At 68.9% G+C, this 24,747-nt stretch carries 27 protein-coding genes; 22 read left to right on the forward strand and 5 right to left on the reverse strand.

The window, feature by feature from the left end; all coding sequences use genetic code 11:
• The first annotated feature begins 91 nt into the window (after positions 1-91).
• From ACWPN7_RS04660 to ACWPN7_RS04685, 6 genes are all read left to right on the forward strand, one after another.
• Positions 92-283, forward strand: coding sequence for a DUF2934 domain-containing protein (locus ACWPN7_RS04660; protein ID WP_040134163.1), 192 nt, complete (start codon positions 92-94; stop codon positions 281-283).
• 33 nt (positions 284-316) lie between these two features.
• The gene (locus ACWPN7_RS04665; RefSeq protein ID WP_014198726.1) at positions 317-724 is read left to right on the forward strand and encodes an Hsp20/alpha crystallin family protein; all 408 of its coding nucleotides are present in this window, start codon (positions 317-319) and stop codon (positions 722-724) included.
• An 11-nt stretch (positions 725-735) separates the two neighbouring features.
• Positions 736-3,153 carry an endopeptidase La gene (gene lon, locus ACWPN7_RS04670; protein WP_247874636.1) on the forward strand — a complete coding sequence of 806 codons (2,418 nt, stop codon included), beginning with the start codon at positions 736-738 and terminating at the stop codon, positions 3,151-3,153.
• A gap of 92 nt (positions 3,154-3,245) precedes the next feature.
• Positions 3,246-4,085 carry a DUF2076 domain-containing protein gene (locus ACWPN7_RS04675; protein WP_459196750.1) on the forward strand — a complete coding sequence of 280 codons (840 nt, stop codon included), beginning with the start codon at positions 3,246-3,248 and terminating at the stop codon, positions 4,083-4,085.
• A gap of 159 nt (positions 4,086-4,244) precedes the next feature.
• Positions 4,245-4,778 (forward strand): MarR family transcriptional regulator, encoded by a 534-nt coding sequence (locus ACWPN7_RS04680; RefSeq protein ID WP_040134160.1) that lies wholly within the window; start codon positions 4,245-4,247, stop codon positions 4,776-4,778.
• 78 nt (positions 4,779-4,856) lie between these two features.
• Positions 4,857-5,261, forward strand: coding sequence for a NifB/NifX family molybdenum-iron cluster-binding protein (locus ACWPN7_RS04685; protein ID WP_149650351.1), 405 nt, complete (start codon positions 4,857-4,859; stop codon positions 5,259-5,261).
• Positions 5,262-5,265: 4 nt separating this feature from the next.
• Here the strand turns inward: ACWPN7_RS04685 and ACWPN7_RS04690 are convergent, their stop codons facing one another.
• Positions 5,266-5,958, reverse strand: coding sequence for a sensor histidine kinase (locus ACWPN7_RS04690; RefSeq protein ID WP_103039154.1), 693 nt, complete (start codon positions 5,956-5,958; stop codon positions 5,266-5,268).
• 244 nt (positions 5,959-6,202) lie between these two features.
• On the opposite strand from ACWPN7_RS04690, the gene ACWPN7_RS04695 reads away from it, so the two are divergent.
• Positions 6,203-7,225, forward strand: a complete 1,023-nt coding sequence (locus tag ACWPN7_RS04695; RefSeq protein WP_040135438.1) for an esterase-like activity of phytase family protein — start codon at positions 6,203-6,205, stop codon at positions 7,223-7,225.
• A 33-nt stretch (positions 7,226-7,258) separates the two neighbouring features.
• On the opposite strand, the gene ACWPN7_RS04700 is transcribed toward ACWPN7_RS04695, so the two are convergent.
• Positions 7,259-7,840, reverse strand: coding sequence for a LabA-like NYN domain-containing protein (locus ACWPN7_RS04700; RefSeq protein ID WP_040134157.1), 582 nt, complete (start codon positions 7,838-7,840; stop codon positions 7,259-7,261).
• Between the two features lie 297 nt (positions 7,841-8,137).
• On the opposite strand from ACWPN7_RS04700, the gene rpoZ reads away from it, so the two are divergent.
• From rpoZ to ACWPN7_RS04750, 10 genes are all read left to right on the forward strand, one after another.
• Entirely contained in the window at positions 8,138-8,584 is a 447-nt protein-coding gene (gene rpoZ / locus ACWPN7_RS04705) for a DNA-directed RNA polymerase subunit omega (protein WP_035679203.1), read from the forward strand.
• A 106-nt stretch (positions 8,585-8,690) separates the two neighbouring features.
• On the forward strand, positions 8,691-10,862 hold the full coding sequence (locus ACWPN7_RS04710; RefSeq protein ID WP_492273143.1) for a RelA/SpoT family protein: 2,172 nt from the start codon (positions 8,691-8,693) through the stop codon (positions 10,860-10,862).
• Between the two features lie 40 nt (positions 10,863-10,902).
• Positions 10,903-11,325 (forward strand): HIT family protein, encoded by a 423-nt coding sequence (locus ACWPN7_RS04715; protein ID WP_459196751.1) that lies wholly within the window; start codon positions 10,903-10,905, stop codon positions 11,323-11,325.
• A 99-nt stretch (positions 11,326-11,424) separates the two neighbouring features.
• The gene (locus tag ACWPN7_RS04720; RefSeq protein WP_459196752.1) at positions 11,425-12,177 is read left to right on the forward strand and encodes a pyridoxine 5'-phosphate synthase; all 753 of its coding nucleotides are present in this window, start codon (positions 11,425-11,427) and stop codon (positions 12,175-12,177) included.
• Positions 12,174-12,641, forward strand: a complete 468-nt coding sequence (acpS, locus tag ACWPN7_RS04725) for a holo-ACP synthase (protein WP_014198739.1) — start codon at positions 12,174-12,176, stop codon at positions 12,639-12,641. The genes ACWPN7_RS04720 and acpS overlap by 4 nt, the downstream gene beginning before the upstream one ends.
• Complete coding sequence (gene lepB, locus ACWPN7_RS04730; RefSeq protein ID WP_014198741.1) at positions 12,638-13,408, forward strand: signal peptidase I; 771 nt, start codon at positions 12,638-12,640, stop codon at positions 13,406-13,408. The genes acpS and lepB overlap by 4 nt, the downstream gene beginning before the upstream one ends.
• A 63-nt stretch (positions 13,409-13,471) precedes the next feature.
• On the forward strand, positions 13,472-14,221 hold the full coding sequence (rnc, locus tag ACWPN7_RS04735; RefSeq protein WP_014198742.1) for a ribonuclease III: 750 nt from the start codon (positions 13,472-13,474) through the stop codon (positions 14,219-14,221).
• Positions 14,214-15,242: a GTPase Era gene (gene era / locus ACWPN7_RS04740; protein ID WP_459196753.1), complete on the forward strand. Its 1,029-nt coding sequence runs from the start codon at positions 14,214-14,216 to the stop codon at positions 15,240-15,242. The genes rnc and era overlap by 8 nt, the downstream gene beginning before the upstream one ends.
• 81 nt (positions 15,243-15,323) lie before the next feature.
• A complete protein-coding gene (locus tag ACWPN7_RS04745; RefSeq protein ID WP_103039151.1) occupies positions 15,324-16,739 on the forward strand; it encodes a YcjX family GTP-binding protein in 1,416 nt (471 codons plus the stop codon).
• Complete coding sequence (locus tag ACWPN7_RS04750) at positions 16,736-17,776, forward strand: YcjF family protein (RefSeq protein WP_040134151.1); 1,041 nt, start codon at positions 16,736-16,738, stop codon at positions 17,774-17,776. Before ACWPN7_RS04745 ends, ACWPN7_RS04750 begins: the two co-directional genes overlap by 4 nt.
• A 4-nt stretch (positions 17,777-17,780) precedes the next feature.
• Here ACWPN7_RS04750 and ACWPN7_RS04755 read toward each other — a convergent pair whose 3' ends face one another.
• A complete protein-coding gene (locus tag ACWPN7_RS04755) occupies positions 17,781-19,265 on the reverse strand; it encodes a tetratricopeptide repeat protein (RefSeq protein WP_459196754.1) in 1,485 nt (494 codons plus the stop codon).
• Positions 19,266-19,536: 271 nt separating this feature from the next.
• Here ACWPN7_RS04755 and ACWPN7_RS04760 point away from each other — a divergent pair, with 271 nt between their 5' ends.
• Both ACWPN7_RS04760 and ACWPN7_RS04765 read left to right on the forward strand, forming a co-directional pair.
• Positions 19,537-20,046 carry a hypothetical protein gene (locus tag ACWPN7_RS04760; protein ID WP_459196755.1) on the forward strand — a complete coding sequence of 170 codons (510 nt, stop codon included), beginning with the start codon at positions 19,537-19,539 and terminating at the stop codon, positions 20,044-20,046.
• 58 nt (positions 20,047-20,104) lie between these two features.
• Positions 20,105-20,317: a hypothetical protein gene (locus ACWPN7_RS04765; protein WP_040134149.1), complete on the forward strand. Its 213-nt coding sequence runs from the start codon at positions 20,105-20,107 to the stop codon at positions 20,315-20,317.
• 97 nt (positions 20,318-20,414) lie between these two features.
• Here the strand turns inward: ACWPN7_RS04765 and ACWPN7_RS04770 are convergent, their stop codons facing one another.
• The gene (locus tag ACWPN7_RS04770; RefSeq protein WP_014198751.1) at positions 20,415-21,041 is read right to left on the reverse strand and encodes an ATP-dependent Clp protease proteolytic subunit; all 627 of its coding nucleotides are present in this window, start codon (positions 21,039-21,041) and stop codon (positions 20,415-20,417) included.
• Between the two features lie 261 nt (positions 21,042-21,302).
• On the opposite strand from ACWPN7_RS04770, the gene ACWPN7_RS04775 reads away from it, so the two are divergent.
• On the forward strand, positions 21,303-22,163 hold the full coding sequence (locus tag ACWPN7_RS04775; RefSeq protein ID WP_040134148.1) for a glycosyltransferase family 2 protein: 861 nt from the start codon (positions 21,303-21,305) through the stop codon (positions 22,161-22,163).
• On the opposite strand, the gene ACWPN7_RS04780 is transcribed toward ACWPN7_RS04775, so the two are convergent.
• A complete protein-coding gene (locus tag ACWPN7_RS04780) occupies positions 22,121-22,936 on the reverse strand; it encodes a phosphodiesterase (RefSeq protein WP_456510951.1) in 816 nt (271 codons plus the stop codon). The two genes, ACWPN7_RS04775 and ACWPN7_RS04780, sit on opposite strands and share 43 nt — an antisense overlap.
• Positions 22,937-23,102: 166 nt before the next feature.
• Here ACWPN7_RS04780 and ACWPN7_RS04785 point away from each other — a divergent pair, with 166 nt between their 5' ends.
• Both ACWPN7_RS04785 and ACWPN7_RS04790 read left to right on the forward strand, forming a co-directional pair.
• A complete protein-coding gene (locus ACWPN7_RS04785) occupies positions 23,103-23,471 on the forward strand; it encodes a hypothetical protein (RefSeq protein WP_459196756.1) in 369 nt (122 codons plus the stop codon).
• Between the two features lie 142 nt (positions 23,472-23,613).
• Complete coding sequence (locus ACWPN7_RS04790; RefSeq protein WP_459196757.1) at positions 23,614-24,747, forward strand: efflux RND transporter periplasmic adaptor subunit; 1,134 nt, start codon at positions 23,614-23,616, stop codon at positions 24,745-24,747.

Genomic DNA, 24,747 nt, shown 5'->3' on the forward strand with positions numbered 1-24,747 from the left:
CCTGCCGTTGCTGAAGGGACGAAGGAGCCCCGGTTCTTGCGGCCGGACAGGCCATGCCTGCGGCCGGGGCGGGAAGGAGGGGAACGCCGCGATGGACGAACACCGCATCCGCCACCGTGCCTACGAGATCTGGGAGCAGGAGGGGCGCCCCGAAGGCCGCCGCGCCGAGCATTGGGAGCGCGCCCGCCGTGAACTCCAGAAGGAGGACGAGCGGGCGAAGGAGCAGGGTCCCGAACCGCGCGACCTCGCCCGAGCCTCCGCGGATTCGGGCGCCGGCATCTGACGTCCATCACACCTGCCATCCCAAGGAGACGCCATGCCGCCCCGCCGTGATCCCGCTTCCTTCATGTGGTCGGAGGCCGTCGAGCTGCTGGACCGTGCCGAGCGGCTGCACCGCCAGTTCTTCCGCCCGGCCCCGCCCGGCCCGCGCCGCGCCTGCTGGACCCCGCCCATTGACGTCTACGAGACGGAGGACGCGGTGACCATCGTCGTCGCCCTTCCCGGCGTCGGCGCGGAGCAGCTTCACGTCGCCGTCGAGGACGGCGTTCTGGTGGTTGCCGGGGAGCGGACCCTGCCGCTGGGCTGCGACGGGATCATCCACCGCCTCGAGATTCCCCACGGCCGCTTCGAGCGGCGGATCGAGCTGCCCGCCGGGGCCTTCCGCATGGGACGGCGCGAGCTGTCGGCGGGCTGCCTCGTGCTGACGCTCGACAAGATGGGATGAAGGACGTTCGAATGACTGATGAGCACGCTGCCGAAGCGACGCCGACTCCCCAGACGCCGCCCGTCTCGCCGTCCGCCTCCGGGCTGCCGGAGGATGTGATCCCGGTCATCCCGGTCCGGAACCTTGTGCAGTTTCCGGGGGTGGTGCTGCCGGTGACGGTGGGGCGGGCGCGCTCGGTCGCCGCGGCGCAGGAGGCGGCCCGCACCGAGCGGCCGGTCGGCATCCTGCTCCAGCGCGACGAGGCGGTGGAGGACCCGACCGGAGCCGACATGCATCGCGTCGGCACGACCGCCAGCATTCTGCGCTACGTCACCACGCCCGACGGCTCGCACCATCTGGTGTGCCAGGGGCAGCAGCGCTTCCGCATCGTCGAATGGGTGCCGGGCCATCCTTTCATGGCCGCCCGCGTGGAAATGATCGAGGAGAGCGACACCGCCACGCCGGAGGTCATGGCCCGCTTCCTGAACCTGCGCAACGAGGCGGTGGAGGCGCTGCAACTGCTGCCCCAGGCCCCGCAGGAGCTTCTGGCCGCCGTCCAGGCGCTCGAAAGTCCCGGTGAGCTGGCCGACATGACCGCCAGCTACATGGACCTGAAGCCCGCCGAGAAGCAGGAGGTGCTGGAGACCATCGACCTGCCGGAGCGGCTCGACAAGGTCGGCGGCCTGCTCGCCCGGCGGATCGAGGTACTGCGGCTGTCGCGCGACCTCCGCGAGCGCACCCGCGAGGCGATGGACGAGCGGCAGCGTGAATACCTGCTGCGCGAGCAGCTCCGCGCCATCCAGAAGGAGCTGGGCGAGGCCGACGAGGGGCGTCAGGCCGAGATCGGCGAGCTTCAGGACGCCATCGCCAAGGCCGGCATGCCGCCGGACGTCCGCGAGCACGCCGAGAAGGAACTGCGCCGCCTGGAGCGCATGCCGGAGGCGGCGGCGGAATATTCGATGGTGCGCAGCTACCTGGACTGGCTGATCGAGATGCCGTGGGACCGCCGGTCGGAATCCCGCATCGACATCGCCGAGGCGCGCCGCATCCTCGACGAGGACCATTACGGGCTGGAGAAGGTCAAGCGCCGCATTCTGGAATTCCTGGCGGTGCGCAAGCTGAACCCGGAGGGGCGCAGCCCGATCCTGTGCTTCGTCGGCCCGCCGGGGGTGGGCAAGACCTCGCTCGGCCAGAGCATCGCGCGGGCGACCGGGCGGGCCTTCGCCCGCGTCTCGCTGGGCGGCGTCCATGACGAGAGCGAGATCCGCGGCCATCGCCGCACCTATGTCGGCGCGCTTCCCGGCAACATCGTCCAGGCCATCCGCAAGGCTGGTACGCGCGACTGCGTGCTGATGCTGGACGAGATGGACAAGCTGGGGCAGGGGTTCCACGGCGACCCCTCGGCCGCCCTGCTGGAGGTGCTGGACCCGGAGCAGAACGCCACCTTCCGCGACCATTACCTGGGCGTGCCTTTCGACCTGTCGAAGGTGATGTTCATCGCCACCGCCAACATGCTGGACACCATCCCCGGCCCGCTGCGCGACCGCATGGAGGTGATCGAGCTGTCCGGCTACACCGAGGACGAGAAGCTGGAGATCGCCAAGCGCTACCTGCTGGCCCGCCAGCTCACCGCCAACGGGTTGACGGCGGAGCAGCTGGAGATCCCCGACGACACGCTGCGGGCGATCATCCGGGACCACACGCGGGAGGCCGGGAACCGCCAACTGGAGCGGCTGATCGGCGCGGTCGGGCGCTTTGCCGCCGTCCGCATCGCCGAGGGCGAGGTCGAGCGGATGCGGGTCGAGCCGGCGGACCTGACGGCGATCCTCGGGCCGCCGCGCTTCGAGAACGACGTGGCGATGCGCACCAGCGTGCCCGGCGTGGCGACCGGCCTCGCCTGGACGCCGGTCGGCGGCGACATCCTGTTCATCGAGGCCAGCCGCTTTTCCGGCTCGGGCCGGCTGATCCTGACCGGCCAGCTGGGCGAGGTGATGAAGGAGAGCGCCCAGGCCGCCCTCAGCCTCGTCAAGTCGCGGGTGAAGGACCTCGGCCTCGACCCGGAGGGGCTGGACCGTTTCGACATCCACATCCACGTCCCGGCGGGAGCCATCCCGAAGGACGGGCCGTCCGCCGGCGTGGCGATCTTCACGGCCCTGGTGTCGCTGCTGTCCGGGCGCTGCATCCGCTCCGACACGGCGATGACCGGGGAGATCAGCCTGCGCGGTTTGGTGCTGCCGGTCGGCGGCATCCGCGAGAAGGTGGTGGCCGCCCAGCGCGCCGGGCTGAAGACGGTCATGCTGCCCGCGCGCAACCGCAAGGACTTCGACGACATTCCGGCGGCGGTGCGCGAGCGGCTGAGCTTCGTCTGGCTGGAGCGGGTGGACGACGCCGTCCGCGCCGCCCTGGTGTCGGAGCCCTCCGTGGAGGCGGCGGAGCGCAAGGCCGGGTAGCGTTCTCCGCAGGGGCCGGAACCCTTGCGCACCGGGGGTGCGGTGCGCCACATCAATGGCGCGCCCGCACGGAGCGCGCACAGGAGACGATCATGACGCCCGAGGAACGCACCCTCCTTTCCGATCTGTTCACGCACCTGCGCGAGGTGGAGAACCAGCCCCGCGATCCGGAGGCGGAACGCTTCATCCAGCAGATGATCCAGGGCCAGCCCGCCGCCGCCTACTACATGGCGCAGTCGGTCCTGGTCCAGCAGCAGGCGCTGACCGCCGCCCAGCAGCGCATCGAGGATCTGGAGCGGCAGGTGAAGGAGGCGCAGTCCCGCGCCCAGCAGACCCAGGCCCAGCCGTCCGGCGGCAGCTTCCTGTCCAACGCGCTCGGGCTGGGGCGCAGCCCGTGGGCCGGCGGCGGCAACCGTTCGGCGGAGCCGCCCGCTCCGTCGCCCCAGTCTCCCCAGGGGCCGGCCTACAACCCGATGCAGCCACCCGGGGCGCCGTCGCGCAGCCCGTGGGGGGCCGCTCCGCAAGCCGGCGGGCAACCCGGTTATGGCCAGCCCGCCTATCCGCCCCAGCCCGGTTACGCGCCGCAGCCCGGATTCGGCCCGCAGGGCTACGCGCCGCGCGGCGGCGGGTTCCTGAGCGGTGCCGCCCAGACGGCGGCGGGCGTGGCCGGCGGCATGCTGGCCGCCAGCGCCATCTCCTCGATGCTCAGCCATTCTCCGGGTCCGTTTGGCGAGGCCGCAGCGGCGGCGGGCCAGACGGCCAGCCATGGCGAGACGATCATCAACAATTACTACGGCGACTCCGCGGACCAGGGCACGAACCAGGGGGGTGCGGACCAGGGCTTCCCGCCGGAGGACAACAACCTCCAGAATGTCGACTATCAGACCGACGATTCCTCGTTCGATGACGGCGGAGACGACAGCTGGATCTGACCTTATCCAGTCCTTGGCGGAAGGTGTGCCAACCTTTGGGAAAGGTCCGGTGCGCCTTCATGCCGCCATCACAGTTAATATAAATTAAACAGTTAGGTCCCTACGGTGCGTTGGGCAAGGCAGGCCATATTCCCCGATCCCCACGCAGAACCGAGGCCCATGACGACGCTCGTTCAGCCCCAGCCGACCGAAGACGCCGAGCGCAACGACGCTGAGCGCAAGGCGTCCGCCACCCAGATGTACCATGAGGTGGCGCGGATCATCGAACGGATGCACCGCCGGTTCCTCGACGTTCTGCGAATCGAGCTGTCGCGCATCGGCATCGACGACATCAGCCCGGTGCAAGTGATGATGCTGCTGAACATCTCCAACGGAGAGATCAGCGTGCGCGATCTGATCGAGCGCGGCTATTACCTCGGCTCCAACGCCTCCTACAACCTGAAGCAGCTGGTGGACAGCGGCTATGTCGACCGCTCCGCCTCGCCGCGCGACAAGCGCGCCGCCCGGCTGAAGCTGTCGGCCAGGGGGCTGGAGCTGTGCGAGCGGCTGCGGCACATGGCCTCGGTCCACTCCGATGGTCTGATCCGCACCGACGGCGACAGCCAGGACTTCGAGGTCACCTACCGCACGCTGCGCCGTCTGGAGCGCAAATGGACGGATGTCATCCGCTCCGACGAAACGGAAATCCTCTGACGCGCATTGACCTCCCTCAGTGTGCGTGGCGCTGCGCCGTGCCACGGTAAGGCCGCTGGGCTTTATGGGGGAAGTGGGATGAAGTTCGCCGTCGGCACGCAGGATTACCGCAGCATCGCCACCCATGGCGGCCGCACCCGCCGCTTTCTGGTCTTCGAGGCCGAGGCGGGCGGCGAGCCCGTCGAGATCAATCGGATCGAGCTGGCCGAGGACGAGGTCCTTCACCTTGCCGGGGATGGGCGCCCGCACCCCATCGACGCGGTACGGGTGGTCATCACCGGCTCGTCCGGCGAGGGCTTCATCAACCATATGAAGCGCCGCGGCATCGAGCCGGTGACCACGCTGGAGACCGATCCGGTGCAGGCGATTCGGGATTGGTTCGCAGGGACCGTCAGGACGGCCCCGCCGCCCGAGCATCCTCACGAGCATCACGACCACGGCCCCGAGAACGCCCCGCACGAGTGCCACGGGGCGCCGGCCTGAGTCGTCACACAGGGAAGGACACGCTGGCGGTGGTGCCGGCGGCGTCGCTTTCCGTGTTCAGCGTGTCGCCGAGCTGGGCGGCCAGCGCTTCAGCCAGCATCAGCCCATCTTCGGCCGTCGTGTCGAAGCCGGCGGGCAGGGCGCGCCCGTTGTCCTCAACGATCAGGCGGGCCCGCCCGTTGTTCTCCTGCGTCACCGACACGCGGATCCAGCCTTGCTCCGGAAAGGCGTGATGCAGGCTGTTGGTGATCAGCTCCGCGGTGATCAGGCCCAGCGGCATGGCTTCGTACAGGCCGATCTGGATAGGATCGCTCTTGACCTCGATGGGCACGTTGGCAAGGCCGCCGGGCGTTCCGTGCTTCACCGCGTCGGCAAGCGATTCGATGTAGCGGCCCAGATTCACATGGGTGCCGGTGCCCGACTCGTGAAGCTGGCGATAGAGGATGGCCAGCGCTTCGATGCGCACCAGCGTCTGCTCGTAGGCGGCTCGGGCGTCCGGGTCGCGGATGCGGCCCGTCTGAAGCTTCAGCAGGCTGATGACCAGCTGAAGGCTGTTCTTGGCTCGGTGCTGAAGCTCGCGCAGTTCGGCCTCCAACTCGCGGATGCGTTCCGCGATTGGGTCCTCCGGCGCTCCCGAACCGGTGGCGGGGCGATCAGCAGGCAGGGCGACCGGCTGGGACCGGAGGGGATTGGACATCACGCAATTCTCGGCTGAGGCTGGGCAGTGTTTTACTTAGGTACAGAACAATTTATGCGCTTGAACCCACTCCCGAATTGGTTCTGAGGAAGTAACCCTCTGAGCATATCCAATTCGTTCGCCCACGTTCGGACGGAGAGGCAGGGCTTATGAGCCCGGCGGACGAACGGTCGGAATCGCGGGCAGGCGGGGCAAGCCGGAAAATGCGTTTCCCCGGCCGGCCCATCGTGGCATGAGTGCCGCCATGCGTTTGAGAACCCTTGCGATTCCCTTTTGCGCCCTGCTGGCCGTGGCCGGCGGCTGCGCCGCGGTGGCCGGAAACGGGCGATCGGCCGAGTCCTCCGTTCCGATTGCGCTCGACCCGGACCGTCCGGATCTTGCGGAAGTCGGCGCCCTTCGATTTCGTGGCGCCCTCCGTCTGCCCGATGGGGCGGGCGTGGGCGGCTTGTCCGGCCTGTGGGTCAGCGACTCGGGCGACCGTTTCGTTGCCGTTTCCGACAACGGCAAGAGCGTCACGGGGCGGCTGTCCTACGACGCCCAGGGGCGTCTGGCGGGCGCCGGACACTACGATGTCCGTCCCCTGATCCTCGATAAGAGCCCGGACTACCGCAGCCGGCTCAACGACTCGGAAGACCTCATCCGCCTGCCAGACGGCGGCTGGCTGGTGCCGTTCGAGCGCAATCACCGCATCCTCCGTTACGATGGCGCCGACCGGCCCGAGGGAACCCCGCGGAAGCTTCCGGTGCCGCCCGGTCTGGAGAACGCCCCCACGAACGGCGGAGTCGAAGCGTTGGCCGCGCTGTCGGACGGCCGCATCCTGGCCATCGAGGAGGGCGACGATGATGGTGTCCGTGAACGCCACGCCTGGATCGCTCCCGCCGATCCGAAGGCGCGCGGCGACTGGCAGCCGCTGACCTACCGCGCGGCGCCGCGCTTCCGTCCCACGTCTGCGGCGCCACTGCCGGACGGCGGGGTGCTGGTGCTGGAGCGGCGGGTGTCGCTGCTGGGCGGTTGGGCGGCGCGCCTCGTCCATGTGCCGGCGGACTCGCTGCGCGGCGGCGCGACGATGGACGGGGTGGAACTGGCGCGCCTGGAGCCGCCGCTGCCGACCGACAATTTCGAAGGGCTGGCGGTGCGGCCCGGTGCGGACGGCGACCTGCTCGTCTACATCGTTTCCGACGACAACCGCAGCCCGCTCCAGCGGACCTATCTGATGATGTTCCAACTTCCGGCCGGCGCCCTGAAAGCCACCGTCGCGGGGCGCTGATCGGACAGCGCCCCCCGCGGTGAGCGGCACCGCTCAGAAGTTGGCGTAGGGGCCGCCCTGGCTGGGCATGTCCGGCACGCCCGGAGCGCCCGGATTGCCCATCGGCTCGCGGTGATGGTGGACGCGGGCGATGCTCGGGGCGAGATCCTGAAGCTCGATGAAGTTGTCGGCCTGACGGCGCAGTTCGTCGGCGACCATCGGCGGCTGGGAGCGCACGGTGCTGATGACGCTGACCCGCACGCCCTTGCGCTGCACCGCCTCGACGAGCCGGCGGAAATCGCCGTCGCCGGAGAACAGCAGGATGTGGTCCACCCGCTCGGCCATCTCCATGACGTCGATGGCCAGCTCGATGTCCATGTTGCCCTTGATCTTGCGCCGTCCCGAGGCGTCGGTGAATTCCTTGGTCGGCTTGGTCACCATGGTGTAGCCGTTGTAGTCCAGCCAATCCACCAGCGGACGGATCGGCGAGTATTCCTGATCCTCCACCAGCGCGGTGTAATAGAAGGCGCGGACCAGCCGTCCCTCAGATGCGAAGCCGTCGCGCAGGCGCTTGTAGTCGATATCGAAGCCCAGGGACCGGGCAGCCGCGTACAAATTGGCGCCGTCGATGAACATCGCCAGACGCTCTTCTTTGTAAAAGAGCTTCGTAACATCCTTCGGCAAAGTCGTATTGCGATCCAATTCCGTAATCCTTCTACGATGGATTGAATTATATGTCAGGCATACGCGAAATTGCGAACCACCAGATAAGTAACGTAGGGGTTCGTCTACGTGCGAGCAAGGGGGCGCGCGGGCGCGCGGGTGCCGCGGGCGAGGTACGGCGGGCGGACCCGACAAGGCTCGAAGCGCTTGCGCAGGCGCGAACGCATCAATATATTCGGTTGCCTTCGCAGATCCCGGAGTTGGTTTGGTATGGCCCGCGTTACCGTCGAAGATTGCGTCCTCAAGGTTCCGAACCGGTTTGAGCTGGTCATGATGGCGGCCCAGCGTGCGCGTGAGATCGCGTCCGGCGCCCCGCTGTCGATCGACCGCGACAACGACAAGAACCCCGTCGTTGCCCTGCGTGAGATCGCCGATGAGACGGTGATGCTGGAGCATCTGAAGAACGCCCTGATCAAGGGCCACCAGAAGCATGTCGAGCCGGACGAGCCCGAAGAGGAAATCGTCGAGCTGATGGCCGGCGAGCACGACTGGGCCGCCCGCGGCGACACGTCGCTGGAGGACGAGGACGGGATGAGCGAGGCTGAGGAGGTCGGCGAAGGCGACGACCTGCTGTCCGACATGGAGAGCGACCCGGCGGCGGCCTTCGGCGAGACCGAGGACGATGTCGTCGGTCGTGATGCGGACGGGGATCTCTGACGCTGACCGATAGCGACCGGCCTTGGGGGGCGGTGGCCCCCCTTTCCGTCCAAGAACCAAGACATTTGCGAAACTTCATGGCGCACGCTGCGCCGGGTCGGGTGGCATGATCCGGCAATATGAGCTTGTCGAACGCGTCAAGGCGTACGACCCCTCGGCGGACGAGGAGTTGCTCAACCGCGCCTACGTCTTCTCCATGAAGGCGCACGGCTCCCAGACCCGCGCCTCGGGCGATCCCTATTTCCTCCACCCGCTGGAGGTCGCCGGCATCCTCACCCAGCTCAAGCTGGACGCCGGGACCATCGCGACGGCGCTGCTGCACGACACGGTCGAAGACACGGTCGCCACGCTGGAGGACATCGAAAAGCACTTCGGCAAGGAGATCGCCCGTCTGGTCGACGGCGTGACCAAGCTGTCGCGCCTGGAGCTGCACAGCGAGCAGGCCAAGCAGGCCGAGAATTTCCGCAAGCTGGTGCTGGCCATGTCGGAGGACATCCGCGTCCTCCTGGTCAAGCTGGCCGACCGCCTGCACAACATGCGCACGCTGTTCCATCTGAAGAACCCGGACAAGCGCAAGCGCATCGCCCGCGAAACGATCGAGATCTACGCGCCGCTTGCCGAGCGCATCGGCATGCATCAGGTCAAGGACGAGCTGGAGGATCTCTCCTTCGCGGAGCTGAATCCGGACGCCCGCGACAGCATCCTCGCCCAGCTCTCCCGCCTGCGCACCGAGGGCGAGAACCGCGTCCAGCGGATCATCCAGGAACTCCGCGGCACGCTGGCGGAGGAGGGGCTGCCCAACGCCGGGGTCACCGGGCGCGAGAAGACCGCCTATTCGATCTGGCGCAAGCTGCAGCGCAAGAACGTCAGCTTCGAGCAGCTGTCGGACATCATGGCCTTCCGGATCATGGTGGACACGGTGCCGGAATGCTATCAGGCGCTGGGCGTCATCCACGCCCACTACCCGGTCGTTCCGGGGCGCTTCAAGGACTACATCTCGACGCCCAAGCCCAACGGCTACCGCTCGCTCCACACCGGGGTGATCGGTCCGGAGCGCAACCGCATCGAGGTGCAGATCCGCACCAGCGACATGCACGAGATCTGCGAACTCGGCGTCGCCGCCCACTGGGCCTACAAGCAGGGCGAGCCGCGCACCCAGCAGGGGCGCGAGTACCGCTGGCTGCGCGAGCTTCTGGATATCCTGGAGCACGCCCAGAAGCCCGAGGAGTTCCTGGAGCACACCAAACTGGAGCTGTTCCAGGACCAGGTTTTCTGCTTCACGCCGAAGGGCGACCTGATCGCGCTGCCGCGCGGGGCGACCCCGGTGGACTTCGCCTACGCGGTCCACTCGGAGGTCGGCGACCACTGCGTCGGCGCCAAGATCAACGGTCGGATGCTGCCGCTGCGCACACAGCTGCAGAACGGCGATCAGGTCGACATCATCACGTCCAAGGCCCAGACCCCGGTTCCGGGCTGGGAGCGCTTCGTCGTCACCGGCAAGGCGCGGGCGCGCATCCGCAAGTTCCTGCGCACCCAGCAGCGCACCCAGTACATCGAGCTGGGCCGCGCCATCCTGCAGCGCCAGTTCAAGTCGGAAGGCTACGAGTTCTCGGAAAAGGCGCTGGAAGGCGTCATCAAGATCTTCCAGCAGCCGAGCGCCGACGATCTGCTGGCCAGCGTCGGGTCGGGCCTGCATTCGGGCCGCGAGGTCTTCCACGCCGTCTTCCCCGGCCACAAGCCGCATGTGGCGACGCCGAAGGAAGGCGACGACAAGAACGCCATCACGGTGCCGAAGCCCAAGCCGAAGGTGAAGGGCCACAACGCGCCGCTGCCGATCCGCGGCCTGATCCCCGGCATGGCGGTCCATTACGCCCGCTGCTGCCACCCGCTGCCGGGCGACCGCATCGTCGGCATCGTGACCACCGGCAAGGGCGTGACCATCCACACCATCGACTGCGAGACGCTGGAGAGCTTCCACGAGTTGCCGGAACGCTGGATCGACGTCGCCTGGGACATCGGGCCGGACAGCCCCGAGGAGCATGTCGGGCGCATCTCGCTGGTCGTCAATAACGAGCCGGGCTCGCTCGGCACGCTGTCCACGGTCATCGGCAAGAACGGCGGCAACATCACGAACCTGAAGATCACCAGCCGCAACACCGATTTCTTCGAGCTGCTGATCGACATCGACGTGAAGGATGCCAAGCATCTGACCAACATCATGGCGGCCCTGCGCGCCACCCCCGCCATCAACGCGGTGGAGCGGGCGCGGGGGCGGTGAAGGCACCCACCCGGTCGCGTCTATCGGAGGCAAGGGAAGCATGTCCAGCCCCACCATCTTCAGCCGCCTGATCGCCGGGGAGCTGCCCTGCGCCGTGGTGTACGAGGATGCGGAAACCTTCGCCTTCATGGACGCCGGGCAGGTCAACCCCGGCCATGTGCTGGTGGCGCTGAAGCGCCCGGCCCCGACCATCCTGGACGTGACGGAGGACGAGGCGGCCGCCCTGTTCCGCACCGTCCACAAGGTCGCCCGCGCCGTCCAGTCGGCCTTTTCGCCGGAGGGGATCACGCTTCTCCAGACGAACAAGCCGGCGGGTTGGCAGACCGTGCCGCACATCCACGTGCATGTGGTGCCGCGCTATGAGAACGATGGCGCCGATCTGGTCTGGCCGCGCCACGACCCGCCCATCGAGGAGCTGAAGGCGCTCGCCGCGCGGATCGCCGCGCATCACGTCGTCGAATGACGGCGTGACGCGACGCCACGCCACCGCTATATAGCAGGGAGAACCGGTGCCCGCCGGATGCAGGATGCGGGACCGGCGCGACACCGGAGTTTCGAGCCTATGCCCCGCCCTCTGCGCCTCGGCGTGAACATCGACCATGTGGCGACCGTCCGCAACGCGCGGGGCGGGCGTCATCCCGATCCCGTGCGCGCCGCGAAGCTCGCTGCCGAGGCTGGGGCCGACGGCATCACCGCCCATCTGCGCGAAGACCGCCGCCACATCATCGATTCCGACATCGAGCGGCTGATGGCGGAGATCCGGTTGCCGCTGAATCTGGAGATGGCGGCGACCGACGAGATGTTGGCCATCGCGCTGCGCCACAAACCGCACGCCTGCTGCCTCGTCCCGGAGAAGCGCACCGAGGTCACCACCGAAGGCGGGCTGGACGTCGCCGGGCAGATGGACAACCTCAAGCGCACCGTCGGTGACCTCGGCGCCGCGGGCATCCGCGTCTCGCTGTTCATCGACCCGGAGCAGGCGCAGCTCGATGCGGCGAAGGCGTTGGGCGCGCCCGTGGTGGAACTGCACACCGGCGCCTATTGCGACGCGCCCGCCGGGGCGGAACGCGCGGCGGAGCTTGAGCGCATCGTCCGGGCGGCCGCCCACGCCGAGGCCATCGGGCTGGAGTGCCACGCCGGCCATGGGCTGAGCTACGAGACGGTGGGGGCGGTCGCCGCCATCCCGACCATCGTGGAGCTGAACATCGGCCATTTCCTGATCGGCGAGGCGATCTTCGTCGGGCTGGGCAACACGCTCCAGCGCATGCGCGCCGTCATGAAGGACGCCCGAGCGGCGGCAGGAGGCGTCTCATGATCCTCGGCATCGGGAACGACCTGATCGACATCCGCCGGATCGAGCAGTCGCTGGACCGTTTCGGGGACCGCTTCATCGCCCGCATCTTCACCGACGTGGAGCGCGCCAAGTCGGAGCGCCGCGCCGGGGCCGCCGGCAAACACAGCGCGCGGGCCGCGACCTACGCCAAGCGCTTCGCCGCCAAGGAGGCCTGTTCCAAGGCGCTGGGCACCGGTTTCCGCGACGGCGTGTTCTGGCGCGACATGGGGGTGGTGAATCTGCCCTCCGGCCAGCCGACCATGCGCCTGACCGGCGGAGCGCTGGAGCGGCTGCAGGCGATCACCCCGCCGGGCATGCAAGCGCGCATCCACGTGACGCTGACCGACGAGTACCCGATGGCCGAGGCCTTCGTCATCATCAGCGCCGAACCGGCCGACGCTTCCGCCGACACCTCCATCACCACCTCCACGGCACCCTCCGCATGACCATGAACAGAGAGACCGCCTTGACCGGCAAATCCAAAGAGACAGGCGGCTTTGCCGAGACGGTGAAGACGGTCTTCTATGCGGTCATCATCGCCTTCGGCGTGCGGACCTTCGCCTTCGAGCCCTTCAACATCCCGTCCGGGTCGATGATCCCGACGCTGCTGATCGGCGACTACCTGTTCGTGTCCAAGTTCTCCTACGGATACAGCAAGTACACGGTCGGCTTCGGTCTGCCGCTGTTCGAGGGCCGCATCCTGGGCCACGCGCCGGAGCGCGGCGACGTCGCCGTGTTCAAGCTGCCGCGCGACAACAAGACCGACTACATCAAGCGCGTCATCGGCCTGCCGGGCGACACCGTCCAGGTGACCGGCGGCGTGCTGCACATCAACGGCCAGCCGGTGAAGCGCGAGCGGATCGAGGACTATGTGTCGCGCGACGCGCTGGGCCGCGAGGTCCGCATCGCCCAGTATGTGGAGACCCTGCCGGGCGGGCGCAGCCACCGCATCATCGAAGAGTCGGACAACGGTCCGCTCGACAACACCCCGGCCTTCAAGGTGCCGGCGAACCATCTGTTCATGATGGGCGACAACCGCGACAACTCGCTGGACAGCCGCGTTCCGTCGCAGGTGGGGTATGTCCCGATGGAGAATCTGGTCGGGCGCGCCGAATTTCTGTTCTTCTCTCTGGAGGACGGGACGCGCTTCTTCGAGGTGTGGCGCTGGCCGGCGGACCTGCGGTTCAGCCGCCTGTTCAACGCCGTGAAGTGAGCCCCGCACAGCACCGGGGCGCGGAGACCGATTATTGTGAGCCCTGAAGAACGGGGGACCCCCATGGCGTCCGACGCGGACGTGAGCGCCGATTCCGCCGACCTTGCGGAACTGGCCGCGGCCATCGGCCATCGCTTTGCCGACCCGCAACGGCTGGCCGACGCGGTCACCCATCCCAGCCTGATGGGGCTGGAGCGCAACGACCGCGGCGGGCGGCCCGAGCAGGGGCCCGGCCTCGCCTACGAGCGGCTGGAGTTCCTGGGCGACCGGGTGCTCGGCCTCGTCATCGCGGAATGGCTGCTGGAGCGCTTCCCCAACGAACGCGAGGGCGCGCTCGCCAAGCGGCACGTCTCGCTGGTCCGGCGGGAGGCGCTGAGCCGTGTCGCCGGCGCGCTGCAGCTGGGGCGTTACCTGCGCCTGTCCCCGTCGGAGGCGCAGGGCGGTGGGCGCAGCAACAACACCATCCTGGCCGACGCCTGCGAGGCGGTGATCGGGGCGCTCTATCTGGACGGCGGCATGGACAAGGCGCGGGACTTCATCCGCGGGGCCTGGGCCGGGCAGATCGACCGCGCGGAGCCGCCGCCGCTGGATTCCAAGACGGCGTTGCAGGAATGGGCGCAGGGCAACAAGCGGCCCCTTCCCACCTATGAACTGATCGAGCAGAGCGGCCCGGCGCACGAGCCGGTGTTCCGCATCGCAGTCCGGTTGAAGGGCATGGAGCCGGTGACGGCCACCGGCCCGTCCAAGCGGGTCGCCGAACGGAAAGCGGCCAGCGCCTTGCTGCGCCAATTGGGAGTGCAGGTCGATGACTGACGGCCGCGACAAGTTTGAAGACGACGATTTCGACGATAAGGACGAGGGCGTGAGCGAGAGCGTGGACGAGGGTGCCGACACTGGTGCCGAAGAAGGCGCCGAAGAGGCTGCCTATGTGCCCGAAAACCCGCGCTGCGGATTCGTCGCCCTGGTCGGCGCGCCGAACGCCGGCAAGTCGACCCTGCTGAACGCGATGGTCGGCTCCAAGGTGTCGATCGTCAGTTCCAAGGTGCAGACGACCCGCACGCGCGTGCTCGGCATCACCATCGCCGGCGACAGCCAGATCATCTTCGTGGACACGCCCGGCATCTTCAAGCCGAAGCGCCGGCTGGACCGCGCCATGGTGGCCGCGGCGTGGCAGGGGGCGGAGGACGCCGATCTGATCGGCCTGCTGTTCGACGTGTCGCGCCGCAGCATCGACCAGGACACGCAGGGCATCATCGCCCGGCTGAAGGAGCAGGGGCGCAAGGCCATCCTGATCCTGAACAAGATCGACTTGGTACCGCGCGAGAAGCTGCTCGGCCTCGCCGACAGCTTCAACCAGGAAGGCATCTTCACCGACATCTTCATGCTGTCCGCCTCGACCGGCGACGGGGTGGAGCATCTGCGCGGCTTCCTGGCCGCCCGCATGCCGGAAGGCCCCTGGCATTACCCGGAGGACCAGATCTCCGACATGCCGATGCGCCTCCTGGCGGCGGAGATCACCCGCGAGAAGCTGTTCCAGCAGCTTCACCAGGAACTCCCCTACGCGGCGACGGTCGAGACCGAGCAGTGGGAGGAGTTCGAGAACGGGTCGGTCAAGATCTCCCAGGTCGTGTATGTCCAGCGCGACAGCCAGAAGGCCATCGTGCTCGGCAAGCAGGGCTCCCGCATCAAGGCGTTGGGGCAGGCCGCCCGCACCGAACTGGAAGAGATGCTGGAGCAGCGCGTCCACCTGATGCTGTTCGTCAAGGTGCGCGAGGATTGGGAGAACGATCCGGAGCGCTACGAGGCCTGGAACCTCGACTTCGGGGCGTCCTAAAGCACCGGTCAGGGTATAGGCGTGGGCGGACGGTCCCCCATATAGAGGGGCGATCCTTTCCCCCACACGGACCGTCTGACCGTGCGCGTGCCCATTTTCAACGACCTGTACGACGCCGGCTCGCGCCTGTTGGGGCGGGCCGGCGATCTCGTTTCCGGCGGCATCCTGGAGCAGGACGTCCGTCTCGGCGTCACCGGGCTGCGGCGGGCCGGCAAGACCGTGTTCGTCACCTCGCTGGTCGACAATCTGCTGAAGGCCGGACGGCTTCCCTTCCTCGACGTGGTGTCCTCCGGCCGCTTCCAGGCGTCGCGCCTGCGCCCGCAGCCCGACGCCCAGGTCCCCCGTTTCGAGGTCGAGCAGCGGCTGGCCGAGCTGACCGGCCCGGCGCCCCACTGGCCGACCGAAACGCGCGGCATCAGCCAGCTCCGCCTGTCCATGCGCTACCGCCCCAACGCGATGCTGAAGCGCACGGTGCAGCCGGTCGCCACGCTGAATCTGGACATCGTCGACTATCCAGGCGAATGGCTGCTCGACCTGCCGCTGCTCCACCAATCCTTCGCGGAATGGAGCGCGCTGACCCTGGAACTGGCCGGGCGGGCGCCGCGCGACGAGCTGTCGGTTTCCTGGCGCGGCTGGCTCGCCACCATCGACACGGCGGCCCCGGCGGAGGAGGAGCAGGCGCGGCGTGGTGCGGCGCTGTTCACCGACTACCTGCACGCCTGCCGCCGCTCCGACAATCTGCTGAGCCTGATCCAGCCGGGACGCTTCGTCGAGCCGGGTGACATGGCGAACGCGCCGCTGCTGACCTTCTGCCCGCTGCCGGGCGAAAGGCCGCGCGTGCGTGGCAGCCTGTGGGCGCTGATGGAGGATCGGTACGAGGCGTACAAGACCAACGTCGTCCGGCGCTTTTTCGCCGATCATTTCGCCCGGCTCGACCGCCAGATCGTCCTGATCGACGTGCTGGGCGCGCTGAACTCCGGCCCGGCGGGCATGGCGGACATGAAGCGTGCCCTGGAGCTGAGCCTGGAGCCTTTCCGCCATGGGTCCAGCAGTTGGCTGGACTGGCTGCTGGGCCGGAAGATCGACCGCGTGCTGTTCGCCGCCACCAAGGCCGACCATGTCGCTTCGCACCAGCACAACAGCCTGCGCCACCTGCTGGACCGGCTGGTATCCGACGCGCGGGCCGGCATCCGCTTCGAAGGGGCGCAGGTGGAAACGATGGCCATCGCCGCCCTGAAATCCACCGAGACGGTGGTGACCGAGCATGAGGGGCGGCAGCTGCGCTGCGTTCGCGGCGTGCCGCTCGGCCGCGACCGCCCGACCGTGCTGTTCCCCGGCGAGATCCCCGAGGACGCCGACTTTCCGCCGGGGCAGGAGCGGCCCTACAACTTCATGGCCTTCCAGCCGCCCGCCGACCTCGCCCGCGAGGCGCGCGGCCTGCCGCACATCCGGCTGGATCAGGCCATGCAGTTCCTGCTGGGGGATTATCTGGAATGAGCGAGGACACGCGCGACCGCCGCTGGGTCCCGCCGATGGAGCTGGACCCCACCCGCGCCGCCGCCGTCCCCGCGGCGGAGGAGGAGGCGATCATCGCCGGCCCCCTGGCCGGCCCCCTGTCCGGTTCAGCGGCGGAGCGCCTTCCCGCGCTGCTGGCGGACGACCGGCCGCGCAGCCGGCTCGGCCGCTGGCTGGCCGGCTCGGTCGCCGCGCTGGTGCTGATCGCGCTGGGCTTCGACACCTGGGACCTGTTCAACCGCGCCTTCGCCACCAGCGCCGCGCTGGGCGTGCTGGTGGCTGCCGCCGTGACGGTGGCCGGTGGGGCGGCGCTGGCGATGCTGCTGCGCGAACTGCGCGCGCTGCGCCGCCTGCGCAAAATCGAGGAGTTGCGCGGCGAGGCCGGACGCCTGTCCACGGAGATCGTGACCAACGCCGGGGAGCCGGGCCACGCCGAGCGCTTCGCCGGGTCGCTGACCCGCCTCTATGACGGTCGGGCCGATCTGGCGCCCTCGCTGGAGCGGGTGCGCGACCATGTGACGGACGCCCACGATGACGCGGAGATCCTGCGCCTGCTCGACCGCGAGGTGATGGGGCCGCTGGACCGCCGCGCCTACCAGACCGTCCTGCGGGCGTCCCGCGACACGGCGGTGGCGACGGCGCTCAGCCCGGCGGCGGTCGTCGACCTCGCGGTGGTGCTGTGGCGGAACCTGAAGCTGGTGCGGGAGATCGCGGCGCTCTACGGCGCGCGGCCCGGCTATGTCGGGTCGATGCGGCTGCTGCGGCGGATGCTTGCCAACCTCGCTGTCGCCGGGGTGGCGGAAAGCGCCCACCACGTCGCCGTCGAGGCGCTGGGCGGCTCGATCGCCGCGGCCATCTCCACCCGCATGGGGCAGGGGGTGATCAACGGGCTGCTGACCGCGCGGGTCGGGTTGACCGCGATGCATCTGTGCCGTCCCATCGCCTTCGGGCCGGACAACCGCCCCAGCATGGGCCAGATCCGCAAGGAGCTGCTGTCCCTGCCGAAGCAGGTTCTGTAGCCGCTTACGGCGTGGGGAAGGGCAGGCCGTGCCGGGGGTGGGCCCGGTCGTGGATCAGGGCGCGGTCGCGGATCATCGGCCAGACGATGCGGCGCAGGAAGCGATGGTCCTGCGCCCGGTCCGCCTCGGCGGCGCCGTGGCGCTCGGCCAGCGGCAGCAGGTCGGGCAGAAGCCCCGCGATCCCGCCCCAATGGCCGCCCGACATCACCTCCGTGTGCAGCACCCCGTCGCGCAGGACATGGAAGGGCAGGCCGGAGGCGACCCAGTCATCCACGGCGGCCTTCCCATCGGCGGACGGCAGCGCGTCCCAGTCTCGGCAGAGGAAGCGCGCCACCGTGGGGTCGTCGGCGGCGGTCAGGCGCCAATAGGGTCCGCCGGTCGGCGCGTCGACGGCCACCGCCACGAGGTCCGCCCCGGCCGCGGCTAGTTCGCTTAACCGGTCGGCGGCAAGAGTGCCGTCGTGATAAACCCGGCAGGTCCACCCCGCATACAGCGCCACGGTCTGCCTCACAAGCTCCGCTGGGTCGTGAGCACCGGCGGGCTGGCCGCCCCACAGGCTGAAGGCGATGACGTTGCGCCGCCGCTCCTCGGCCCCGCGTGGCCGGACGGGCAGCGGGGGCAGGGCGGGGGCCGTGTCCATGGCCGTGCGGTCCTTGAGGTCCAGCGCACGCTCGCCCCAGACCGCCGCCTCGTCTTCCCGGCCGAGCAGGGCGAGGGCGATGACGAGCCGGTCGATGGCGTCGAGATGGCGGGGGTCCAGCCGGGCGGCCCACTCCAGCGCGCGGGCGGAGTCCTCAAGCCGGTCCACGCCCCCCAGCGCGACCCCGAGATTGAAGGCGGCGGACGGAAAATCCGGCGTGATGGCCAGGGCGTTGCGGTAGGCGAGGGTGGAGTCCTCCCGCAACCCCATCGCGAACAGGGCGTTGCCGTAGAGAAAGGCCACGTCGGCGTCCAGCGGCAGCAGTTCCGCGGCGCGGGCCAGCGGCGGCAGGGATTCGGTGCCCCGCCCCTGCTCCACCAGCAGGCGGCCTTCCTCGTGCCGGAGCGCTCCAAGGCGTTCCACCGCGATGGCGAGGGTGGGGGCGGAGGCGACGGCGCGCTCCAGGGCGGCGATGGCGCCAGGGGAGTGGCCCAGGATGCGCAGGGCGTTCGCCATGTCGGTCCAGGCTTCCGCGAAATCGGGCTGGAGAGCGACGGCCCGCCGGTAGTCCTGCACCGCCGCCTCTGGTCGTCCCGAGGAGCGTCGGATGTTGCCGCTGTTGGCGTGCATGTCCGCCGCCTCGGGCCGCTGGGCGATGGCGCGGGCGATGAGTTGCAGTCCGAGCGCCTGTTCCCCCACCTGCCCGGCCAGGACCCCCAGAAAATGCAGCGCGTCCGGCTGCTCCGGGTCCGCATCCAGGATGCGGTGGTAGAGCTGCTGGGCCTCGGCCAGCCGGCCGGCCAGATGGTGTTCCAGGGCGAGCGCCAGCGCTTCCGCGATCGTAGCCATACATACAGGCTTAAGCACCCTGCCGCCCCTCCGCAAGTGTCACGGCTGTGAGAAAGGGTGGGAGGCGGTCTTGATGGTCCTGGAATGCGAAACCTTGGTGCCACAAACAGCCTGTGGGAATTCGTCCTTTGGACTAGCCGGAAAAAAGGTGAACGAACCCTTTACAATGCACGAGTGCGGCTGCAATATATCATCTGGATTGTCCACACATCGGTGTAATGTCATGAACGTGGCCATCGCCACCGCAACGGCTGCAAGGCCGTTGGCCTTCATGACGGCCCGCAACAGCGAGGCTGTTGAAACCGGGGCCGACACCGGGACTCCGTCCGCAAAGGACCCCGTGACCGGGCAGTCCGAACCCCTCTCCGGACGCTACACGAAGACCGCATACCGCTACGATGCCGACGCGTCGCGGCTGGTGCTGCTGTTCCGCAGCCCGGAAGACGGGGTGACCCTCGACCAGATACCGACCGAGGCGGCTCTGCGGCAGTACCGTGAGGCGCAGAAGGACAGGAAGAGCGGCAAGGCGTCGCTTGAGCTTCTGGTTGGCGGCTCGGACGGGCAGGACCAGCCGAACGGCGCCGGCCAGAGCGGGACCTCCGCCAACGGTTCCCCCGTGCACCGCTGGGCCTCGGGCCAGTCCGGGGCCGGCGGGGGCCGCTCCACCCCGTCACAGGGGACTTCCGCGCACACGTCGCCGGTGGTAGCCTCGACACCGATGACGACCCATGCGGTGGCCGCCCCCTCGGCGGGGGCCGGTTCCGTCAACGTGGTCATCTGACCGACGCGGCGCGGACCGTACGGCGTCGGCCGTCTGTTTCCTTTGAAGGCATCCTCCGATGGCTCTCGACATTTCCTCCTCCACCCTGGGTGCCGCGGTCGGCTTGCGGCAGGCGCAGGGACAGATGGACTTCGGCGTGAAGACGCTGAACCAGACCGCGCAACAGCAGGATCAGGCGATCGCCACATTGCTTCAGGGCGGTTCGGATGGGTCGTCATCCGGCGGCAACGTGACGGCCACGCGCGGACAGAATCTGAACATCGTCGTGTAAACGGCTGATTCGGCGGGCTTGATCGCTCAAACCAGGCCGCGGCCATAAAAAAAGCCCCTCTCGCTGGAGAGGGGCTTTGTGCGTTCCGGAGGACCGCTTACTTCAGCTCGTCGAAGGTGTCGATGACGTGGCTGACGATGCCGTACTCGCGGGCTTCGTCCGCCATCATCCAGTAGTTCCGGTCGGTGTCCTTGGACACCTTCTCCACCGGCTGGCCGGTCTCGCGCGCGATGATGCGGTTCAGCCGCTCACGCATGCGGATGATTTCCTTCGCCTCGATGGCGATGTCCGTCGCCCGGCCACCGGTGCCGCCCAGCGGCTGGTGGATCAGGAAGCGGGTGTTCGGCAGGCAGAAGCGGTCTTCCTTCTTCGCGGCCAGGAAGATGTGGCAGCCGGCGCTGGCGACCCAGCCGGTGCCCAGCATCTTCACGCGCGGCTTCACGAAGCGGATCATGTCGTGAATGGTGTCGCCCGCCTCGACGTGGCCGCCGGGGGAGTTCACCACGACCGTGATGTCGTCGTTGCTCTCGTGGGCCAGAGCCAGCAGCTGGGCCGAGACGGCCTGCGCCAGCTTCATGTCGATCTGCCCGAAGATCAGCACCGTGCGCGCCTTGAAGAGGTTCGACTGCACGGCAGCGAACGGCGGCGGGGCGCTTTCCTTCGACTTCTCGTCCGGCTCCTGCTCGGGTTCGTCGTCGAAGCGGGTGTATCCGTCTTGCGCCATCGTTTTTGAACTCCCTGAGGTCGGCGTGTCTACCGGGGGGCTTTGGCTTGCGGGGGCCTGGGATGTCGGATGGGGACCGAACCACGCCACTCGTTTCTCCACATAGCCCGTATCGGTTCCTTGTTCAACGGGCCGCGACGCCAAATCCCACCCCCGCACCGTCATAGTCGCGCTCAGGCTGGCCGCATCGGTGCGGATCGCCGCTTGCCGACCATCGGGAAGGAGAGGCACACTGACCTTTGCACAATCGGAGGGCGGTGCATGGACGAGGGCAGCGGCGGGGGCGTCTCGGTCATCATTCCGGCCTACCGGGCGCAGGGCACCATCGCCCGCGCCGTGTCCAGCCTGCTGGCGCAGAGCTTTCCCCACTGGGAAGCGGTGGTGGTCAGCGACGACGGCGCCGACTACCGCGCCCTTCTGGCGGCCGCCGGCATCGCCGACTCGCGCCTGACCTTCACCGGAACCGGCCGCGTCGGGTCCGGCGCCCCAGCGGCGCGCAACGCCGGGCTGCGCTGCGCGCGCCTGCCTCTGATCGCCCCGCTGGACGCCGACGACCGGTTCGAGCCGGACCGCTTGGCGCGGCTCGCCCCTCTGGCGGCGGCGCAGGGGGCGGCGGCGGACAACGTGGCGGTGGTGCGCGACAGCGACGGCGCGCCGCTCTCCACCCTGTTCCCGCCCGGTGCCGGGACCGCCACGCTGGACGCGGCGGCCTTTCTGGGAACCTCCGTCCCGATGTTCTTCGTGGTCCGCCGCGACCTCGTTCCCGGCTGGGAGGAGGGGGTCGATTTCTGCGACGACGTGGTCTTCAACGTCCAGGTCCTCGACCGGCTGGGCCGCCTGCCGCTCGTGCTGGAGCCGCTGTACGAATACCGGCAGCGGGAGGGGTCGATCACCTGCTCCGCCGACAGCGGCACGCGGGCGGACCTCTGCTACCGCCATGTGCTCGACCGGCTGGACGGCGACGGGCTGCGGATCGCCGACGCCGCGCTGCGCCACCGCTTCGCCGCCGCCCTGGACGCCAAGCGTGCCCTGAACGCCGCCTACATGGCCGCGCAGGCCGCCGGACGCTGCGCCAACTTTCAGGAGTTCCTGGCCTTGCGGGAAAACTCCCTGCCGGGATAATCGCCGATCACGCTCAGATGCGTCACCACCGTACCATCCGGTCGGAATTGATGAAGAGCGAGCGCGGACGGCTCCTCCGTCCAGCGGTAGGGCGGCTCCGGCGCCAGATCCAGCGCGATCTGGTAGGCCACGGACGGGGCGACGTAGCCGTGCGCCCCGTTCCAGGCGACCGCGGTCTGGCGGTGGGTGTGGCCGCACAGAACGGCCCGGACGTTGGGACGGCTCCGCACCAGCCGTCCCAACTCCTCCGCACCCTCCAGACAGCGCAACGTGTCCAGGAAGGCCAACCCGGTGTCGAAAGGCGGATGGTGGAGCGCCAGCACGGTCGGCCGCTCCGGCTGCTCGGCCAGACGCTCCTCCAGCCAGGACAGCCGGTCGGTGCACAGGCCGCCCACCGCCGAACCGGGGATGACCGAATCGAGCATCAGGATGCGGACCGGAAACCCCTCCACCGCGTGGTGAAGGAAGGGACCATTCATGGGCATCCAGCCGGTGCCGGCGAAAGTCCGGCGCAGTTCCGCGCGGTCGTCATGATTGCCCGGCAGCACGCGGAATGGGATGGCGAGCGATTCCAGCAGGGCGGACAGCGCCGCGTACTCGCCGGGTTTCGGCCCGTTGACGAGGTCGCCGGTGATGAGGACGAGGTCCGGGCGCGGCACCAGCGCGTTCAAATGGGCCACCGCGGCGGCGAGGCGAGCGTTCGTGTCGTAGGCGGTGGTCGGGGCGGTGCCGGGGGCCGTTACATGCAGGTCGGACATCTGGGCGATCAGCATCGGGCACCCCTTGGGACGCGAGGGTCGGAGGACCAAGGATTGTCACATCGCCGATTTCCCGGATGTCTTCAAGAGTCCAACCGGAGCAAAACTTCCTTTACGCTTCCGTGACAGGCTGAGTCATCGGCCGAACGACCGTCTTGCCGCCACTGCATCGGATCGGGGAATGAGCGCGTCCACCTCCGCCTGCCTGCTTGCGCGACTGCTGGCGTCCGGGAAGTTCTGGCTGAAGCGCGCCCGCATCGACTCCCCGGACCTCGGCGAGGGCACCCCGCCACCCGGCGCGGATGGCGTCTTGGTTGCCGATGTTCGCATCGAAGGCGATCGGATTCGTGCGGTTCTACCGGCGGGCGAAGCGCCCTGTTGCGCGCCCGGACTTTGCCTCGATGGCGCGCCGGTTCGTCCACGCGGTGGCTGCACCGCGGTTGCCCCCGGTCAACCCGCTGATTTAGCGGTGATTTTTCCCGATGGGGAGCGGTTGGAGATGGAGAAGGGCCGGGTTGTGCAGCCCGATCTGCCAGGGTCGCGCGCCTGAACCCTTGCAACCGTCTCAACTCCGGAACTGAACTGAACGATATAGTTCAGTTTACCGTCCGCCCCTCACAGCGGCCCGGTTGACACGAAACGCTCCGCGCGCCCGCCCGGCGGGCCGGCGGGCCTGTGCGGGTTCCGTATTCATGCGCCACACGCTTCGCATCGTCGCCCTTCTGGTTCTGGTCGCTCTCGGCGGCGGCGCCTACTGGTACTTCGTCAAGCAGGGCGGAACCATCAACACGCTCCTCGCCGGCAAGGTTCCGTCCCCTGGCGGCGCCTCCGCCGGCGGCTCGACGGCTGGCGGCCCGCCGGGCGGGGCGCCGCCGATGCCGGTGGAGGCTTCGCCGGTCAAGACCGGCACCGTGTCGCGTCAGGTCACCGCGGTCGGCTCGCTGCTGTCCAGCGAATCGGTGGTCATCCGGCCCGAGGTGGCGGGCAAGGTCTCCGAGATCGCCTTCCTGGAAGGGCAGGCGGTGAAAAAGGGGGCGGTGCTGATCCGGCTCGACGACTCCATCGCCCGCGCCACCCTGGCCCAGGCGCAGGCGAGCATCGCCTTCTCCCGCGCCGAGCTGGCCCGCGCCGACGAGCTGTACCGCCAGCGCACCGGCCCCGCCCGCAACCGCGAGCAGGCGCTCGCCAAGCTCCAGTCCGACGAGGCGGCGGTGCAGCTCGCCAAGGCGCAATTGGAGAAGCTGACCCTGACCGCGCCCTTCGACGGCGTGCTGGGCCTGCGCAAGGTCTCGGTGGGCGACGTCGTGGCGGCGGGCAAGGACATCGTGAACCTGGAGGCCATCGAGATCCTGAAGCTCGATTTCCGGGTGCCGGAGCTGTATCTGCCGACCGTCCGCACCGGCCAGACCCTGAAGGTCGCCGTGGACTCTTTCGGCGGGCGGACCTTCGACGGCACGGTCTACGCCATCGACCCGCTGGTCGACGTGAACGGCCGCGCGGTGGTGATCCGCGCCCGCGTCCCCAACAGCGACGGCGCCCTGCGCCCCGGCCTGTTCGCCCGGGTGGCCCTGACGCTGGACCAGACCCCGAACGCCGTGCTGGTGCCCGAGCAGGCGGTCAGCGCCTTCGGCAACAAGCAGTTCGTCTTCAAGGTGGTGGAGGGCAAGGCGGTGCAGACCACCGTCACGCTGGGCGAGCGCCGCAACGCCGAGGTGGAGATCACCGCGGGCCTGCAGCCCGGCGACGTGGTGGTGACCGCCGGCCAGTTGAAGATCCGCGACGGCGCCCCGGTGGTGGTCATCAACAACAAGCCGGCGGGGAGCTGA

Source organism: Azospirillum sp. UENF 312511 (assembly GCF_058780635.1).

Coding starts and splice junctions, on each gene's coding strand:
- ACWPN7_RS04660 (WP_040134163.1), top strand. CDS start 92: ATGGACGAACACCGCATCCGCCACCGTGCCTACGAGATCTGGGAGCAG.
- ACWPN7_RS04665 (WP_014198726.1), top strand. CDS start 317: ATGCCGCCCCGCCGTGATCCCGCTTCCTTCATGTGGTCGGAGGCCGTC.
- rnc (WP_014198742.1), top strand. CDS start 13,472: ATGGCGTCCGACGCGGACGTGAGCGCCGATTCCGCCGACCTTGCGGAA.
- era (WP_459196753.1), top strand. CDS start 14,214: ATGACTGACGGCCGCGACAAGTTTGAAGACGACGATTTCGACGATAAG.
- ACWPN7_RS04695 (WP_040135438.1), top strand. CDS start 6,203: ATGCGTTTGAGAACCCTTGCGATTCCCTTTTGCGCCCTGCTGGCCGTG.
- ACWPN7_RS04720 (WP_459196752.1), top strand. CDS start 11,425: ATGCCCCGCCCTCTGCGCCTCGGCGTGAACATCGACCATGTGGCGACC.
- lepB (WP_014198741.1), top strand. CDS start 12,638: ATGACCATGAACAGAGAGACCGCCTTGACCGGCAAATCCAAAGAGACA.
- acpS (WP_014198739.1), top strand. CDS start 12,174: ATGATCCTCGGCATCGGGAACGACCTGATCGACATCCGCCGGATCGAG.
- ACWPN7_RS04765 (WP_040134149.1), top strand. CDS start 20,105: ATGGCTCTCGACATTTCCTCCTCCACCCTGGGTGCCGCGGTCGGCTTG.
- ACWPN7_RS04710 (WP_492273143.1), top strand. CDS start 8,691: ATGATCCGGCAATATGAGCTTGTCGAACGCGTCAAGGCGTACGACCCC.
- ACWPN7_RS04760 (WP_459196755.1), top strand. CDS start 19,537: ATGACGGCCCGCAACAGCGAGGCTGTTGAAACCGGGGCCGACACCGGG.
- ACWPN7_RS04675 (WP_459196750.1), top strand. CDS start 3,246: ATGACGCCCGAGGAACGCACCCTCCTTTCCGATCTGTTCACGCACCTG.
- rpoZ (WP_035679203.1), top strand. CDS start 8,138: ATGGCCCGCGTTACCGTCGAAGATTGCGTCCTCAAGGTTCCGAACCGG.
- ACWPN7_RS04750 (WP_040134151.1), top strand. CDS start 16,736: ATGAGCGAGGACACGCGCGACCGCCGCTGGGTCCCGCCGATGGAGCTG.
- ACWPN7_RS04690 (WP_103039154.1), bottom strand. CDS start 5,958: ATGTCCAATCCCCTCCGGTCCCAGCCGGTCGCCCTGCCTGCTGATCGC.
- ACWPN7_RS04715 (WP_459196751.1), top strand. CDS start 10,903: ATGTCCAGCCCCACCATCTTCAGCCGCCTGATCGCCGGGGAGCTGCCC.
- lon (WP_247874636.1), top strand. CDS start 736: ATGACTGATGAGCACGCTGCCGAAGCGACGCCGACTCCCCAGACGCCG.
- ACWPN7_RS04790 (WP_459196757.1), top strand. CDS start 23,614: ATGCGCCACACGCTTCGCATCGTCGCCCTTCTGGTTCTGGTCGCTCTC.
- ACWPN7_RS04780 (WP_456510951.1), bottom strand. CDS start 22,936: ATGCTGATCGCCCAGATGTCCGACCTGCATGTAACGGCCCCCGGCACC.
- ACWPN7_RS04680 (WP_040134160.1), top strand. CDS start 4,245: ATGACGACGCTCGTTCAGCCCCAGCCGACCGAAGACGCCGAGCGCAAC.
- ACWPN7_RS04755 (WP_459196754.1), bottom strand. CDS start 19,265: ATGGCTACGATCGCGGAAGCGCTGGCGCTCGCCCTGGAACACCATCTG.
- ACWPN7_RS04700 (WP_040134157.1), bottom strand. CDS start 7,840: ATGTTCATCGACGGCGCCAATTTGTACGCGGCTGCCCGGTCCCTGGGC.
- ACWPN7_RS04775 (WP_040134148.1), top strand. CDS start 21,303: ATGGACGAGGGCAGCGGCGGGGGCGTCTCGGTCATCATTCCGGCCTAC.
- ACWPN7_RS04785 (WP_459196756.1), top strand. CDS start 23,103: ATGAGCGCGTCCACCTCCGCCTGCCTGCTTGCGCGACTGCTGGCGTCC.
- ACWPN7_RS04685 (WP_149650351.1), top strand. CDS start 4,857: ATGAAGTTCGCCGTCGGCACGCAGGATTACCGCAGCATCGCCACCCAT.
- ACWPN7_RS04770 (WP_014198751.1), bottom strand. CDS start 21,041: ATGGCGCAAGACGGATACACCCGCTTCGACGACGAACCCGAGCAGGAG.